Annotated in this window: 14 protein-coding genes; 11 read left to right on the forward strand and 3 right to left on the reverse strand. The window is 54.6% G+C overall.

Going from position 1 to position 16,148, the window contains the following annotated elements:
- The first annotated feature begins 3 nt into the window (after positions 1–3).
- From recG to AC6RNO_RS28665, 8 genes are all read left to right on the forward strand, one after another.
- Entirely contained in the window at positions 4–2,049 is a 2,046-nt protein-coding gene (recG, locus tag AC6RNO_RS28630) for an ATP-dependent DNA helicase RecG (RefSeq protein ID WP_488437914.1), read from the forward strand.
- A gap of 143 nt (positions 2,050–2,192) precedes the next feature.
- Complete coding sequence (locus tag AC6RNO_RS28635) at positions 2,193–2,525, forward strand: hypothetical protein (protein ID WP_497107568.1); 333 nt, start codon at positions 2,193–2,195, stop codon at positions 2,523–2,525.
- Between the two features lie 144 nt (positions 2,526–2,669).
- Positions 2,670–3,482 (forward strand): hypothetical protein, encoded by an 813-nt coding sequence (locus AC6RNO_RS28640; RefSeq protein WP_474686600.1) that lies wholly within the window; start codon positions 2,670–2,672, stop codon positions 3,480–3,482.
- An 86-nt stretch (positions 3,483–3,568) separates the two neighbouring features.
- Positions 3,569–3,835 carry a DUF1294 domain-containing protein gene (locus AC6RNO_RS28645; RefSeq protein ID WP_474686601.1) on the forward strand — a complete coding sequence of 89 codons (267 nt, stop codon included), beginning with the start codon at positions 3,569–3,571 and terminating at the stop codon, positions 3,833–3,835.
- Between the two features lie 212 nt (positions 3,836–4,047).
- Complete coding sequence (locus AC6RNO_RS28650; RefSeq protein ID WP_474686602.1) at positions 4,048–4,728, forward strand: SOS response-associated peptidase; 681 nt, start codon at positions 4,048–4,050, stop codon at positions 4,726–4,728.
- Positions 4,729–4,830: 102 nt separating this feature from the next.
- On the forward strand, positions 4,831–5,994 hold the full coding sequence (locus tag AC6RNO_RS28655) for a metallophosphoesterase (protein WP_474686603.1): 1,164 nt from the start codon (positions 4,831–4,833) through the stop codon (positions 5,992–5,994).
- Between the two features lie 5 nt (positions 5,995–5,999).
- Positions 6,000–6,554, forward strand: coding sequence for a hypothetical protein (locus AC6RNO_RS28660; RefSeq protein WP_488437912.1), 555 nt, complete (start codon positions 6,000–6,002; stop codon positions 6,552–6,554).
- Positions 6,555–6,585: 31 nt separating this feature from the next.
- Positions 6,586–7,581, forward strand: coding sequence for a CobW family GTP-binding protein (locus AC6RNO_RS28665; protein WP_488437911.1), 996 nt, complete (start codon positions 6,586–6,588; stop codon positions 7,579–7,581).
- A gap of 453 nt (positions 7,582–8,034) precedes the next feature.
- Here AC6RNO_RS28665 and ltrA read toward each other — a convergent pair whose 3' ends face one another.
- Entirely contained in the window at positions 8,035–9,348 is a 1,314-nt protein-coding gene (ltrA, locus tag AC6RNO_RS28670; RefSeq protein ID WP_497107569.1) for a group II intron reverse transcriptase/maturase, read from the reverse strand.
- A 952-nt stretch (positions 9,349–10,300) separates the two neighbouring features.
- Here ltrA and AC6RNO_RS28675 point away from each other — a divergent pair.
- Positions 10,301–10,759 (forward strand): transcriptional repressor, encoded by a 459-nt coding sequence (locus AC6RNO_RS28675; RefSeq protein ID WP_497107570.1) that lies wholly within the window; start codon positions 10,301–10,303, stop codon positions 10,757–10,759.
- Positions 10,760–11,201: 442 nt separating this feature from the next.
- The gene (gene abc-f, locus AC6RNO_RS28680) at positions 11,202–13,046 is read left to right on the forward strand and encodes a ribosomal protection-like ABC-F family protein (protein WP_497107571.1); all 1,845 of its coding nucleotides are present in this window, start codon (positions 11,202–11,204) and stop codon (positions 13,044–13,046) included.
- Between the two features lie 43 nt (positions 13,047–13,089).
- On the opposite strand, the gene AC6RNO_RS28685 is transcribed toward abc-f, so the two are convergent.
- Positions 13,090–14,160, reverse strand: coding sequence for a polysaccharide deacetylase family protein (locus AC6RNO_RS28685; protein ID WP_497107572.1), 1,071 nt, complete (start codon positions 14,158–14,160; stop codon positions 13,090–13,092).
- 191 nt (positions 14,161–14,351) lie between these two features.
- Between AC6RNO_RS28685 and AC6RNO_RS28690 the strand changes: the two genes are divergently transcribed.
- The gene (locus AC6RNO_RS28690; RefSeq protein ID WP_497107573.1) at positions 14,352–15,389 is read left to right on the forward strand and encodes a WD40/YVTN/BNR-like repeat-containing protein; all 1,038 of its coding nucleotides are present in this window, start codon (positions 14,352–14,354) and stop codon (positions 15,387–15,389) included.
- Positions 15,390–15,391: 2 nt separating this feature from the next.
- Here AC6RNO_RS28690 and AC6RNO_RS28695 read toward each other — a convergent pair whose 3' ends face one another.
- Positions 15,392–15,889, reverse strand: coding sequence for a GNAT family N-acetyltransferase (locus AC6RNO_RS28695; protein WP_497107574.1), 498 nt, complete (start codon positions 15,887–15,889; stop codon positions 15,392–15,394).
- Positions 15,890–16,148 lie beyond the last annotated feature (259 nt).

A 16,148-nucleotide genomic window follows, 5' to 3' on the forward strand; every position in this document is an offset into this window, starting at 1 on the left:
CAAATGGATTTGAATGTGATATCAATCCGCGAAGTCCATGGAGTCGGCGCTCAAAAAGCGGTTGAGCTGAACTCCATGGGCATTTTTACGGTTATGGATTTGCTCGAATATGTGCCGTACCGGTACGAGGATTATACGGTTCGCGAGCTATCCAGTGTGAAAGACGGGGACCGCATAACGGTGCAGGGCACCATTATCGGCGAGCCGGTGCTGCAGCGGTACGGCGGAAAGTCGCGGCTGTCGTGCAAGGTGATGGTCGACCAATTCATGCTGACGGCGGTTTGGTTCAACCGCCATTTCCTGAAGGACCGCCTGCGGCCGCAGCAGGACATTGTCCTGACCGGCAAGTGGGACGGCAAGCGCAGGCAGATGAGCGTGTCCGATTCGGAATTTCCCGGACAAGCGGGTTCCAAAACCGGCACCGTTCAGCCGGTCTACTCGATTGCAGGCTCCATTACGCAGAAATGGATGCGCAAAACGGTCCAGCAGGCGCTGACGCAGTACAGCGCCATGGTGGGGGAGATGCTGCCGCAGTCGCTGATCGGCAGGTACGGGTTTATGTCGCGCGGCAAGGCGCTGTCCGTCATCCACACGCCGGGAGGCGTGGAGGAAGGGAAGCAGGCGCGGCGGCGCATGGTGTACGAGGAGCTGTTCCTGTTCCAGCTCAAGCTCCAAGCTTACCGCGCGGTCACGCGCAGCCGTGCGGACGGGGTCCGGCAGCAGGTCGACCTGCCTGCCGTACGCGCCTTCGTGCGCGCTCTGCCCTTCCAGCTGACGGAGTCGCAGAAGAAGGTCGTGGGCGAGATCCTGCACGATATGCAGGAGCCGTACTGCATGAACCGCCTGCTGCAGGGCGACGTAGGCGCGGGCAAAACCGTCGTCGCGGCGATCGCGCTGTACGCGACGGCAGGGGCCGGCTACCAGGGGGCGCTGATGGTGCCGACGGAAATTCTTGCCGAGCAGCACAAGCGCTCGCTCGACAAGCTGTTCGAGCCCTACGGGCTGCAGGTCGCGCTGCTGACCGGGAGCTCGACCGACCGCCAGCGGCGCGACTTGCTGGCCTCGCTGCAGATGGGCATGATCGACGTGCTCGTAGGCACGCATGCCCTCATCCAGGAGGACGTCTACTTCCGCCAACTGGGGCTCGTCGTAACGGACGAGCAGCACCGCTTCGGGGTGAACCAGCGCAGCATTTTGCGGCGCAAGGGCATGAACCCCGACGTGCTGACGATGACGGCGACGCCGATTCCGCGCACTCTCGCCATCACGGCGTTCGGCGATATGGACGTCTCAACGCTGCGCGAGCTGCCGAAGGGCCGCAAGCCGATCAAGACGTACGCGGTACAGCACGCCATGCTGGAGCGCGTGCTCGGTTTTATCGACCGCGAGGTCGCGGCAGGCCGGCAGGCGTACGTCATTTGTCCGCTCATCGAAGAGTCGGACAAGCTTGACGTGCAGAACGCCATCGACGTCCACATCCAGCTGCAGCAGCATTTTCCGCGCATGCGGATCGGCCTGCTGCACGGCCGGATGAGCGCGCAGGAGAAGGAAGCGGTCATGCAGGAATTTAAAGAAGGCACCGTGAAGACGCTCGTGTCGACCACGGTGATCGAGGTTGGCGTAGACGTGCCGAACGCTACGCTGATGGTCGTCTACGACGCCGACCGCTTCGGCCTGTCGCAGCTGCACCAGCTGCGCGGGCGGGTCGGCCGCGGCGAGCACCAGTCCTACTGCGTGCTCATCGCCGATCCGAAGACGGAGGTCGGCAAGGAGCGCATGAAGGCGATGACGGACACGTCCGACGGCTTCGAGATTGCCCGGCGCGACCTTGAGCTGCGCGGGCCGGGCGATTTTTTCGGCACGAAGCAGAGCGGGCTGCCGGATTTTCGCATCGCCGACATGATGGTCGACTTCGAGATCATGGAGCAGGCCCGCGACGACGCGGCGGAGCTCGTTGGCGACTCGTCCTTTTGGACAGGGGCGGCGCACATGCCGCTGCGGGCGTATTTGCAGCGCGAGCAGGTGTTTGACAGCGAGGTGCTGGATTGATTTTGAACCGGCGGCGGGGATGACGGCCTGAGGTAGCGAAATTCCGGCGCGGGGCTGGGCGGCCAGGGCTAAAACAGTGAGGCCCTAATTTGAGGGACAGCCGCTTTTTCTGGGTGTGCATCTCTCCTCGTGAGGTCGCGGAATTGAACAAAATGGGCAGAGAGCACCGTGGCAGGGAAAAAAACTGCGAAAGTGCAGGTTTTTCCTTCGAAATGGGTTATTTTGGCGAAAAGCCTGCGATTGTGCAGGAATTTCCGGCCACGGTGGCGCGTACCTTGAGTTTTAGCGGAAAAACCTGCACATTTGCAGGAACTTGTCGAGCCAAGGGCCGGCTGTGGGCAAAAGGATGTACTTTTGCAGTTTTTTTGCACGCTGCCGCTGTCGGTGAAGCGGCTAATGATGCGCCGGCTCCAGCAAGCGAGCTCTTTGAGGATGTCTGCCCGGATCCGAGCGTTGAGGTACAAGTTTTGAGGTAATTTTGAGGTAGCCGGGAGGTTATCTCTTTTTTTATTTGACAGTGAGAATCATTATCATTTAAAATGATTATATGCTTGGTTCAATTTTTTGGATACATGACAAGGAAAGCGCCGTCTGCTTTTGAAATAAAAGGAGTTGATTGGGTGGTCGAGCGTTCACATAATGAAGAGCCGCACGATTTTCTTTTCCATTTTTCATCGATAAAAATAGTTAGCGACGATGTGCTTGTCGCCGCACCGATGGGCAAGGGCGTGTTTATGAAGCGCAAAGAAGGCGAGTGGGAAGGACTTCGCGCCGGTTTGCCGGAAGGGGCGCATGTGAACCGCCTCATCGTTCAGGACGCCCGTCTTTTCGCTTGCACGAATAAAGGGCTTTTTGAATACGAACACGGCAACGGGCTGTGGCAGGATTCGGAGCTGGCTGTCGGATGCTACCAGTACAAAGAAATTGGCGGCAGAGCATGGGCGGCCACACCTTACGGTTTGTGGAGCAAGCAGTCGGCCTCCTGGCATAAGATGGCTTATTCCCATGCGATGGTGTACGACTTTCAATTTTTTCCCGAATTTGTCGTTTTGGCCGTCGACTTTGGTCTCGCCATTTACGATCGTTTGGTCGGTTCCTGGGCGGAATTTTCCGTTGGTCAGGCCGTGACGGGTCTTGGTCTTTATCAAGGGCACATTTTGGGCGTTACCGAGGACGGGGCGCTTTTGCACGGGAACAAGCAGGGGAAGTTCGAGCAAATCCGCTTCGCCAACCTGTTTCTGTTTTCGATCGTGACCAAAGGCCCGGAAGTTTATGTATGTTCGGATCGCGGCTTGTTCCGCATCGGTTACATCAGAAACCGGATTACGCTTCTTTCGGTTAGACTCGGTTACCCGGTGACGGATATCGACTGCAGCAGCGACAGTTTGTATATGGCGACTTTGTTTCAAGGTATTCAAACGATGGAGCGATAAGGCAAGAAACATTTGACCATACCTGCATTCGATCTTAAGATGATAGTATGCGTGGCTGCTATTTTGAGGTTGAAGGGGTATGGACATTGACCTATTTCATCGTTTTTTTGATTGCTATGAACGTTATTGCTTTTATCGAAATGGGCTATGACAAGGGCCAAGCGAAAAAAGGCGGGCGCCGGGTTCCCGAAAAGCGGCTGTTTGCTTTTGCCGCCCTCGGAGGGGCGATTGGCGGATGGCTCGGCATGCGCGTATGGCGCCACAAAACGAAGCATCGCTCGTTTGTCATCGGCATGCCGCTGCTGATTGCTTTGAACGCGATCTGTGTCATCATTATTGCCATGCAGAAATAAATGGCTTGCAGCCGAACGATGGGAGAACAGCTGCCGACAGGCGGCTTTTTTCATGTTCGGCTATGTTGTGCTTGCGCCGCTTTGGGGATAAGCCCGCGGGGGCGTCTTTCGTGCTTTTCCGTCTTTTTGCCTGCCGAAGCTTTGCGAGCGAATTGACGCAGCCCGTTGTTTTTCTCATAATGGAGGAAGCGGATGCTGAGGAGGGGTGCCGGATGTGCGGACGCTATACGATCACCATAACGCTGGAGGAGCTTATTCTCCGCTATCATATTGATGCGCCTGTTTTTTCCTATCATTTGCCCAAATACAATGTGGCGCCGGGGCAGTCGGTGATGGCTATCGTCAATGACGGGGAAAAGAACAGGCTCGGCGAATTGCGCTGGGGGCTCATTCCGGAATGGGCCAAAGACGATAAAATCGCGTACCAGACGCTTAACGCCCGGGCGGAGACGCTTGCGGACAAGCCTGCTTTCAGAACTCCGTTCCAGCGCAAGCGCTGCATCATTCCCGCAGACTCTTTTTATGAGTGGAAGGGGACGGGCAAAAACAAGCAGCCGATGCGCATTTTGTTCAAAAGCAGGGAGCTGTTTAGCTTCGCCGGGCTGTACGACACGTGGATGTCGCCGGAAGGAAAGCGCATTTCAACCTGTACCATCGTTACTACGACGCCAAATGAACTCGTTGCAGACATACACGATCGCATGCCTGTCATTCTGCGGCCGGAAGAAGAGGCGGTATGGCTGGACCGCCGCATCACGCAGCCGGAAGTGCTGCGGCCATTGCTGAAGCCGTATCCGGCGGACGAGATGACGGCATATCCGGTTTCGACACGGGTCGGCAATGTGCGCAATGACGATGCGTCCTGCATTGAGGAAGTGAACCTGCTGTTCTAGAAGTCTGTCCGACGAACTGTGTAGAGCGCCCGGCGAAAAGTACAGAAAGGATAAGTACACAAATTAAACGAGCAACTTCGGAGAAAACGGGAGAGCGGCTATATGAAACCACGCGTCGCAGCAATCATTGCCCTTGTATTGATGTTAGTTATTGTTGTCAACGGTTATATCGGATGGCACGGGCACATCTTTTTGTCTCATTTATTGGGTCCTCTGCACTACCCGGTAGTATACTGGATCTGCTTTTGGATCATCGCGTTATCTTATTTGATCTCCGCGGTTGGCAGACGGGTGCTTCCCGAGCGGCTTAAGAACGCGTTGAAAATCACCGGTTCATACTGGTTCGCGTTCATGCAGTTTGGAGTCATTTTGCTGCCTGTCGCGGATTTGGCCGCTTGGCTGCTCTATCTAGCTTCGGTTCCGCCGGATGCAATTGTCAAACTTCTCGGAAGCCTGGTTGCGCTTATTTTCGCCATTTTGCTTGCGTGGGGCTCCTACAACGCGCGAAGTCCGATCGTCCGCAAATACGAAGCGGTCATTTCGAAACAAGCAGGGGACTGGAAACAGCTCCGCATCGCTGTCGCATCGGACATTCATCTGGGCACGATCGTCGGAAGACGCCATCTGCAGCGGCTTGTAGACAAAGTTGGCGAGTTGCAGCCGGATTTGATTCTTTTGCCGGGCGATGTGATCGACGATGACATACAGCCTTTTATTCGCAAAGATATGGGAAGCGTCATGCGTCACCTGCGGGCCCCATTGGGCGTCTATGCGGTGCTCGGCAATCATGAATACATCGGCGGCCACATTCCGGCTTTTGTGGAGCAAATGGAAAAGATCGGCATTCGCGTGCTTTTGGATGAGACGGTGCACATTGCGGATCGCCTGTTCGTCATCGGCCGAAAAGATAAAGCCGCCGAACATACGCCGGAAGGAAGAAAAACCCTCGATACTCTGTTCGAAGGCGTTGACCGGAGCGAGCCGATTATTGTGATGGATCACCAGCCGTATCATCTGGATAGAGCGGCGGACGCGGGGGCGGACGTCATGCTGTCCGGCCACACGCACAGGGGCCAAATAGCCCCGAATCATTGGATTACGGGACGTTTGTTCGAGCTCGACTGGGGATTTTTGCGCAAAGGCGATCTTCACGCCGTCGTATCTTCGGGATTCGGCACATGGGGACCGCCGGTTCGGCTGGGCAGCCGCTCCGAGATCATTGAATTGACGATCCATTTTCATCCGGAAGAAGGAAAAGAGGACTAGACGACATGCAGGAAACGGACAAAAAACTAATCACGCCTGTTGAGGCTGCTGCGGCCATGATGCAGTTGACTATGAAAAGCATTGAAAACGGCTGGGAACACATCAGACCGGCCATAGCCGCCTATTTGACGGAGCCGAGTCTCTCGGAAGCCAAAGAAGACGAGTTGATCAAAGAAATTTATATAGCGGCTTTAGCGCTGGAAATTTATTGCATTCCTCATGCGTTTGAGCCCGAAACAGCCCGATTAATCGGTGCAGGGATCGGGGAAATTATGGCATCCGAACATTTTGCCGCCCATCATTTATCGGAACCGTTAAGCGCGCTGTACCTTCCGCAATTCGAACAAGTCAGCGGCACACTGCCTGCCGATCATGCGCTCTCGCTTGTGGAAGAAGCAGCCCGGATTTTGTACGATCGCCTGGAACTGCCGCTTAAGCCTTTGAACAGGGAGCAGAGCCTGCTGTGGGTGAAACTGCTGCCATTTTTGATTCAGCTCGTCGGCAAATGGCCGATTTTGCTGAATAAATTTGCTATTGAGACGAGCCCGGACGGGCTGTAAGCATAAATGCACCGAGGGGGAAGCGGCTGACATGACAAGGAAAAGAGCCAGCGTATTCGTTTTGTCGGGATTTCTGGGAAGCGGCAAGACGACATTATTGAAGCAAGCCATTCATTATTTTCAAGAATCGGGCCGCAAGCCCGCAGTCGTTATGAACGAGATCGGCGAGGTAAATTTGGACGGCCAGTTCATGGATGCCGAAGTTCCGATGGCCGAGCTGCTAGGGGGCTGTATTTGCTGCTCGAGCCGCGGCGATCTGGCCGTTTCGCTTCAGGATCTCATCGCCGGGGAGAAGCCTGACTTGATTTTCATCGAGTCTACGGGCATCGCCAATCCGATGGAAATATTGGACGAGGTTACGGATGCGTCCATGGTCCTCCCGGTGGAGCTGAAAGCCGTCATCACCGTCGTCGACGCGCCGCAGCTGCTGCAGCTAAGCCGTACCAGCAGAGGCAAAACGTTCCGCCTCATGCAGGAGCAAATACGGTGCGCGAATATGCTGCTGTTGAATAAAACCGACCTTTTGCCGCCGCAAGAGCTGCAGGAGGCGGAAGCGCTGGTGAACGAGTGGAACCCGTATGCGGCAAAAGTGTACACGGTATTCAGCCACATCGATATGGGGCTGCTCGAAGCTATGGAAGCGGACAGTGCTGAAAAGCCGGCACCGGAGCCGCAGATGAACGCCGGCGAATCCAGCCATAGCGGCAGCCATCACCACCATCATCATCACCATTCGCATGATCATGTGATGGCGTACACGCATTTTTTCGAGCATGCGGTAGATAGCGGCGCTTTTGAGCAGTTCGTCAGCAAGCTGCCGGCGGAAGTGTACCGCGCCAAAGGAATTCTCAGCTTCTCGGATACGGCGAGCCGGTTCATGTTTCAATTTGCCTACCGGGAAATGGATTTCGTCAAAATAACGCCGAAGGGCGAAGTGCCTGACGTAGCCGTATTCATCGGCGAAAATTTCTCCAAAGAAGCGGTAAGATCGGCGCTGCTGGAACTTGAACGGGCCGGCGAGGTTTGAAAAACATAAATAGCGCGATCAAAATCACCGGCTTAGCCGGTGGCATCCATCAGCCCTATAAGGGCATGTTACATGCAAGCGCCGCTAAGGCGCACTGAAAGTCTGCCAACCGCGTGCTGCCTCGTTACCACGGGTAAGCCCCTGAAAAGGGGCCTCTTTACCGCCCTTTTTCAGGGGCTTACCTGTAAACAGGTTCGCGAATCATTTGGGTTCGTCGTCCGCCTAGCGACAGACAGGATGGGGATGTTCGGCACATGCAGGCTGGCGTGCTCGATCTCCAATCGACTGCGTCGGGTGGATGCTGTCAGCTGGTTGCCATGAGACGGCCTATTGAAGTCCCTTTTGCGCATTCTGTAGAGTAAAGGGCTGGGGTTACCAGCCCCTCCTCATCAAACCGTACGTGCGGTTTTCCCGCATACGGCTTTCCGACGTTCTTCACCTAGCCCAGTACGGCTAACCCCAAGTGGCCACGGTTTTCAGTCCCATAGCCTGAAGAAGTTCGAACAGATTCTCACGACTGGCCTTCCGTTTCTTGTGTTTCTTGTTCCACCAAAGGCTAAATCGCCTGCGTATGTGCCAATCTATCTTGGCAAGAAAACGGTTCGCCATGCTCTTATCCACCGCCGCGTAATAGTTCTGCCAACTTTGAATAATTGGGTTCATTTTCGCGATCAGGTCATTTAGAGACCATTTCAGCCGTGCTCGCGGTTCAAGCTCCTCTCGCACCTTCGTTCGCATCTTCTTTAGGGCTTTACGGGAGGGGATGCTTCTTAGATAGTAGAACTTCCTTCCGTTCTTAACCCAATACGGCATGCGCCGATGGGTATGACCCAGAAAGTCGAATCCTTCTTTGCCTCCCCACAGGCTGACAAGTTTGGACTTGCTCGTATTCATCGTCAGCTCCAGTCTTTGAAATACCGCTTTTAGTACTCGTATCGCTTCCAGTGCTTGCTCTTTGTATCGACAGAGAATAACCATGTCATCCGCATATCGAACTAACGTGCCGACGTGCGCGTATTGCTTTGTCCAGATCGTGTCCAGGTAATGGAGGTACAGATTAGAAAGTAGCGGAGAGATCACGCCGCCCTGCGGGCTGCCGATCTCGGTCTCATACAGCTCGCCTTCCTTAATAACTCCGGCTTTGAGCCACATCCGGATCAGTTTCAGCATGCGCCGATCGCTGATTCGCCCCTCCACCATCTTCATCAATTTGTCGTGCGGGATGTTGTCGAAGTATCCGGTGATGTCGATATCAACAACCCAGTTTAACTTCTCCCGTTCCACGGTCTCTCGAATTCGCCCAATGGCATGATGCTGACTGCGTTTCGGCCGAAAGCCAAAGGAACAGTCTTGGAAGTCCGCCTCGAAAATGGGCTCAATGACGATTTTAGCCGCCATTTGCATGACTCGATCACGTACTGTCGGAATCCCGAGCGGTCGCATCTTGCCGTCACCTTTCGGTATCTCATGGCGCCGGACCGGGCTTGCCCGGTATATGTTGTCTATGAGAGCCTGCCGGCAATCCTCAATGAGCCGCTCTTCCCCGTACTCCTTTACGATGTAGTCGATGGTTTCCTTGTCTACTCCGGCGCTACCGCCATTTGCCTTTACACGTGTCCATGCGGTACGCATGACGTCTTCCCGGTACATCTTGTCGTACAAAGCGTGGAAGCGACGCTTGGGATTTACCTTAGACGCAAGGTAGAGGGTATTTTGGAGTTGTCGAACTTTTGCTTTGGTGTAGTTAGCAGGGGTTCCCGCATTCACTCACTCTTACCTCCTCTATATCCCGTGTACGAAGCAGGGGCCCTTTCCTCCACGAGGTTATGTTGTCCTCGCTTCATTGGTACTACGGCCCCTTCCGACTCCCTTCCTGCAGCTCGCCACTTCACCTTAAGGGCTTATAGGTCCGCTCTTTACGACACCCTTGTGCCGTGCAGGGGAGGGTCTCCCTAGTTCCAGGCATCACTTTCCTTGCATGCCGATCCCCTATACACCGGAGGATTCTTCCGCGCTGCACTTCCAAGGTCTTTGCGCGTTCCGTGGCCTTCGCTGATCATACCGCAGCTCGGCTCCCCCTTGTCCCAAATTGGGCTACGATTAACGATGCGGCAGGATTCACTTGCGTTACGGCCTGCAAGGTTGCTTCTTTCGCCATAGGCGAAGTTTTCACAGGGCTTCAGCCGCCGGATTTCGCCGTCGTCTGCCTGCTAGCTACGGGGCAGCTTGGTCTTTACCCCGACCGGACTCACACCGGCTAGCGATGCCTAGCTTGACTAGGCGCGCGTATGATTTTTCGCATACAAAAGTCATCCTTACCGCTGTAGGCATGATTCTGTTCGATTTTTCATACCTATTTCTCGATTTTACGAAATCAGTGCAATTTCTGTATGAAATTTCGAACAGATTTCCACGATTCGCAAGTGGTAGCGTTTGGTAGACCGGCTCCCCACTTATCATTCGAGTTCAAGGGATGTCTACTCCTGGCTATGAGCTTTCCTGAATTCCCAGTCGAACCCTCAATCGCGAAGAAATGCGGACAGCATCAGCATTGCAAAAGCGGGAATGGGGAGAGACAAGGATGACCCGTTCTCGGGAGTAAAAACCGGATTTTTCATGGCAAAAGAGGGAAGCGGCGAAGGCAAAATCGGTTTCTCGCTTGACTCCAATGGGGCATTTGCGGCACTATAGAAGTTAATATTCCATTGATAGAGGAGCAATGCAAGTGGGCACACATGCGCATACCATGGATCAGATGCTGCAAGCTATGTCTCAGCATGGCTGGAGAATAACGGAGCAGCGCAAAAGTTTGGCAACGTTGTTTGCGGAATCGGGGAGTTATTTGTCTCCTAAAGATGTTTATGAATATATGAAGCAAAAATATCCGGGTGTCAGCTTCGATACGGTGTATCGGAATTTGCGTCTGTTAAGCGAAATGGGCGTTTTGGAACAATTTCATTTGGCCGACGGGCTCAAATTTAAAGCAAGCTGCCTTTCGCACCACCACCATCATATGATTTGTGTCAGCTGCGAGAAGACGGTCACTTTCGAATTTTGCCCGATGAAGCATTTGCCGGATTTGCCGGACAATTTTGACGTGCAGAGCCACCGTTTTGAAATATTCGGCTATTGCTCTGATTGCAAACCGGCCGCGGCAGGGGCTCCGGTGGAGCACTGAGACCTAGGAGTCTGTCCGATGAACCACGTAGAAGGTATAAATCTGTAAAATGACAGTAATTATGCAGCGTGAGCGGCAATATACGCAGTCATGATTCACCCGGTATGCACAAAAGTAACTCCGTCGGACAGACTCCGAGCAAGATGATTATAACGATTTGTTCCCTTGCTTTTTGGCTTGCCGGGAATATATAATTGAGCCAACTTGTAGAACTCGGAGGTACCTTTAGACCGATGAATTAATGATCCCCCATTCATTTTCTGCTAATCGATGATTCGATGGAAGCAGCAGACTCTGCGTAGTACAGTAGAGCGAATGGGATTCGTATGTCTAAAGGGGCGACTGCGCTTCTTTTTCATATGCAATGAAACATTCGTTCTTTCTGACCGCGGGCGGCTGCCTGCGGTTTTTTTGCATTTGAATTTAAGGAGGCGGCGAGTCGATGACTTTGCTTATAAAAGCTAAAGATGTTATGAAGGAATTTGCTGGGAAGCCTGTTTTTGAACATGTGGAGCTGGACATTTATGCGGGAGAACGGATTGCGATATACGGGCGCAACGGCTTTGGCAAAACGACGCTGCTCCGCATACTGGCCGGGACCGTGCAGCCGGATCGGGGGAAAGTCGAGCGCAGGCTGGGCGTAGAAGAGTGGGGCTGGATGGAGCAGCTTGCCGAGGCTGACGAGGCGATGCCGCTGCTGGCCTACGCCGAGTCGGGCAGCCCGGCGCACTGCGCAGCGAAGCGCGAGCTGAATGAGCTCGAAGAGCGAATGAAGGACGCGCCCGCTGGCGCCATGGAGCGTTTGCTCGCCGAGTACCAGGAGGCGGCAGAGCGATACGCGCAGTTGGACGGCTACCACTGGGAAACCCAAGTGGAGCGAAAGCTGCAGCAGCTCGGGCTCGGGCGCGAGCTGTGGACGATGCCGCTCGGCCGGCTGAGCGGCGGGCAAAAGACGCGCGCGCAGCTGGCGCGTCTGCTGGTGCGCGAGCCGCAGCTGCTGCTGCTCGACGAGCCGACCAACCATCTCGACGCGGAGTCGCTCGAAGGGCTCGAAGCATGGCTTCGGGCCTATCCCGGCACCGTCGTCTTCGTCTCGCACGATCGCTATTTCATCGATCGCACGGCAACCGGCCTGTATGAGCTTTCGCCTACAGGCTGCAAAAGATACAATGGCGGGTATTCCGACTACACCCGCCAAAAAGAGCTGGAGCACCGCACGCAGGAGGTGCTCTACCGCAAGCAGCAGCAACTGCGGGAGCAGCTGGAGGAAAGCATCCGCACGTATCGGCAGTGGTTTCATCAGGGCGAGAAAAACGCCCGGGTGGCCGAGGTGCCGATACAGCGCGTGTATTTCCAGGCGCGGGCCGGCGCGCATGCCGCGCGGATGAACGCGAAGATGAAAGATCTGGAGCGCCTGGAGGCGGAGCGGGTCGAGAAGCCGCGCGAAGCGGCGCAGCTGAAGCTGAGGCTCGGCGCAGGCGAGTTTGCTTCGCATACGCTCGTGCGGCTGGAGCAGGCCGCGTTCGGCTATGGCGGACGCGAGCTGTTCGCCGGGCTCAGCCTTAGCGTCGACAGAGGCGACAGACTGGCCGTGCTCGGTCCCAACGGCGCCGGCAAATCGACGCTGCTCAAGCTGCTCATGCAGCAGCTTGAGCCTGCGGCTGGCCGCGTGTACCTGCACCCGCGGACGGTTCTCGGCTATTTTTCGCAGGAGCTCGACAATTTGGACGATCAGGCCACTTTGCTGGACAGTCTGCTGTCATTGCCTGCGATGACCCAGACGCAAGCCCGAACTATTCTCGGCTGCTTCCTGTTTTCCGGTGAAGACGCCCGCAAAAAAATCGGCGATCTGAGCATGGGGGAGCGGTGCCGCGCCGCATTTTTGAAATTGTACTTCAGCGGGGCGAATCTTCTGGTGCTTGACGAACCGACGAATTATTTGGATATCGACACCCGGGAGCGGATTGAGCAGGCGCTGCTCAATTTTCCGGGCACTATGGTTTTCGTTTCGCACGACCGCTATCTGATCCGCAAATTGGCGACGAAGCTGCTTTGGCTTAGCCCGGAGTCGCCCCCGGTCTCGTTCGCCGGCACTTATGACGAATACATGGAGTCGCGGAACGAACGCGAACGTTCTCCGGAATTGCTTGAGCGCGACAATGAACGGAGGCGGCTGGAACTGGCTTTAACGCGTCTGATGGGAGAGGAAGCGGGAAGTCCCGAGGCTGCTGACGAACAGCTGCGGCAAATTCGCAGCATCAAATCGCGACTGGCCGAGCTGGATTAAAGCAAAAAGCCGGATGTGCACTTTAGCGATGCACCCCGGCTTTTTATTTGCTTTTGGAAACGTGCAGCAGCTCGGGCACAGTCACAAAGGTGTAGCCGTCCGCTTTGAGCTTGCTGATCATCGGGCCGATCGCCTGGACGGTTCCGTTTAAATTTTGGCTGTCAGCTCCTCCGGAATGCTGCAGGATGATGGAGCCCGGCTTCATTTGGCGCATAATGTTGTTCAGCACCTGATTGGTTGTTAAAGATTTCCAGTCCAAAGAATCGACGTTCCAGTTGACGATTAGGTACTGGTGATCGGCAACCCACTTGACCTGTTCTTCATTGATGGCGCCATAAGGAGGGCGGATCAGCTTGGGGGTATACCCGGTTAGACTTCGCAAAACACGCTCCGTCGTTTCGATCTGGCTTTGAAAGCCGTCTACGGACAGCTTGGGCAAATAGGCGTGGTTGTAGGAGTGATTGCCGATAATATGCCCTTCTCTGACGATGCGCCGAACGATGTCAGGGTGGGCCTTGGCCTTGGAACCGACCAGAAAAAAGGTTGCTTTGACATGTTTTTCTTTCAGCGCATCCAGCACCTGCGGGGTAAACCGGGTATCCGGGCCGTCATCGAACGTCAGAGCTACTTTCTTTTCATTAGCGGAACCGCGAATTTTGAACGTATTCGGATACTTGACGATAAGTTCGGACAAAGAAAGTCTTTTTGCCATGCTTTTTGCTTTCGACTCGGTTTGGTGGACGGGAACCGCAGGCTTTTTCGCGGCTTCGGTTTTTGGCGAAGTCTTTTTCGGTTTGGGTGTTTTCGTCGGCGCCGGGATCGGAGTCCGAGTCGGAGTCGGTACGGCTGATGAACCCGACTGCGCTTGCGGTGAAGCGGGTAGAGGCGAAGCAGCAGGAAACATGCTTGGCGCTGCCGATCCCGCCGCAGCCGGAGAAGGCTTGGCATAATCGCCCGCTCCATGGCTGGTGTTAAAAAGGTTGTTTTCGTTCAGGCCGTAAGTTTCGTGCGGGTAGCTCTCGCCATGATACGTTTTGTTTTTCGACGCTCCGCAGCCTGTCGCGAGCAGTATCAGCAGGCAAGCAATGGCGGTCGACTGCAGCGGCTTGGTCATGGCAATCCCTCCAGAGTGATTAATCCCCTTTAGGGTTTGTTGCGACGCTGCATCTTATCCCATGCAATATGCCCCATGCGCCACTTGTAAAGGCCGAAGCCGGTTCCTGCGGTGAACCATTTCGCCGGACGCTTCGTCTTTACAAGTACCAAGCCAAGCAGCTTCTTTGGCGAAACGGGAGGTTGAAAAACATGGCTGTTCTGTACATGAAAAGTATCATTTTTTTCCTGCTTTTTCTTGTAAGCGCAGGTTGTTCCGTCTACGAACCTTCCAGCTCGGCAGCTGTGAAGGCGATTTCGGCAGAGCCAGTTTCAGCAGAACCGTCTTTTGCCGCAACGGGGCCCGCACTTTCCGTACAAGGTCAATCATCGTCTGATCTCCGCTCCCAAATGAAACCTGCGGACAGTATCGTATTTGCGGATAGCCTTAATGGTTTTGGAATGATGCGCGACGGTGACGCCTACGTGTTTATGCAGACCGATAACGGGGGAGAAACGTGGACGGACAAATATACTTTCCATCGGGAAACGGCCGTTTACGGGATGTCTTTTTTGAATAAAAAAACAGGCTGGGTGCTGGCAAGCACCGGCAGTTCGGGAACTAATGAATTGCTGCTGACTTCAGACGGGGGCGAGACTTGGGAAGTGATAGCAGGAAATGTGCAGGAGCTTGGCAGCGCGATCGAAAAGCCGTTTTTTCGGTTCTTTGACAGGCAGAACGGATTGATCGCCGTTAATGGAGCCAAGGGGTTTCAGCTTTTGCGGTCGCAGGATGGGGGGCTGACCTGGACGTTGTCGGGCATTCAGCAGCTGCCCAAAGACGGGCGCGGGGTGTTCACCTTCGTATCGCCGACAAATGGATGGTATGCCGCGGCGACTAAAAAAGCGAAGGCTACGGTACTGTACCATACCAACGACGGAGAAAACTGGATCGAAACGGGGAAGCTGAGGGGAGATCAGGAGCCGGCGGCTATCGCGTTTTCGGACGCACAGACCGGATGGCTGCTTCTCGGCAACCAATCTGGCTCGGAAACGCAAGGATGGTCTTTGCTGCGTACGACGGACGAGGGGCAAACGTGGGTTCAACACTATTTTCCCGCGTCGTTCGATCCTGCTCCGAAAAATGTGTATATGACGGCTGTGCAAACCGACCGCTGCTGGATTATGAGCACGAACGGGCTGTGGCGCTCCTTGAACGGCGGCTTGAACTGGAACCGGCTCGCCTCGTGAATTCAGCCGATTATTTTTTGATAAGATACAGTATCGAGGAATTTGCCCCATTTGAAGCCTACTTCTTTAAAATGCGCGCACTGCGAGTAACCGTGTTTTGCAAATGAGCGGATGCTGCGGCTGTTCTCCGTGCAAATCGTGGCTACAAGCGAATGGAAGCCATTTTGCGCGGCCACTTGCTCAATAAACTGAAGTGCGGCGCTGCCCACGCCCTTGCCGACACATTGGTGATGCAAATAAATCGTTACCTCGCCTGTGGAATCGTAAGCTTGTTTTTTCTTATGCTGCTTCACTTGCACATAGCCTTGCTTGCTGCCATCCTGAACGATCACGTAAGTCCGGTACCGCTCGCTGGCAAAAACGACGGATTCCGTAAACTCGTCCAATGTCACGGGCTCCGTATGGAAAGATACCGTCGTATTTATCGCGTAATAATTATAAATATCCATTAGAACCGGAATATCTTCCTCTTCCAGCTGCTTGAAAATGACCTCGTTCATGTTGTTCTTCTCCTTTTGAACTTCATCTTAAAACATATTCTCCGCAGGAAAGAGAATCCCTTTTTGCTCTGTCGTGTAGCCACAAACCGGGCAGCTCGGATATAATAGGCACTAGGAGTCTGTCCGATATTGGTAGGGCAGCCGGAGGGGCGCCCTAATTTCCGGTGCAGCATTCGCGAAGTGTCTTCCCTGCATCGGTTGAAGTGTAGGGGCAAAGTGGCCTTGGAAAGCAGAAAAGCCTGCGAAAGTGCAGGTTTTT

Source organism: Paenibacillus sp. sgz302190 (assembly GCF_059820445.1).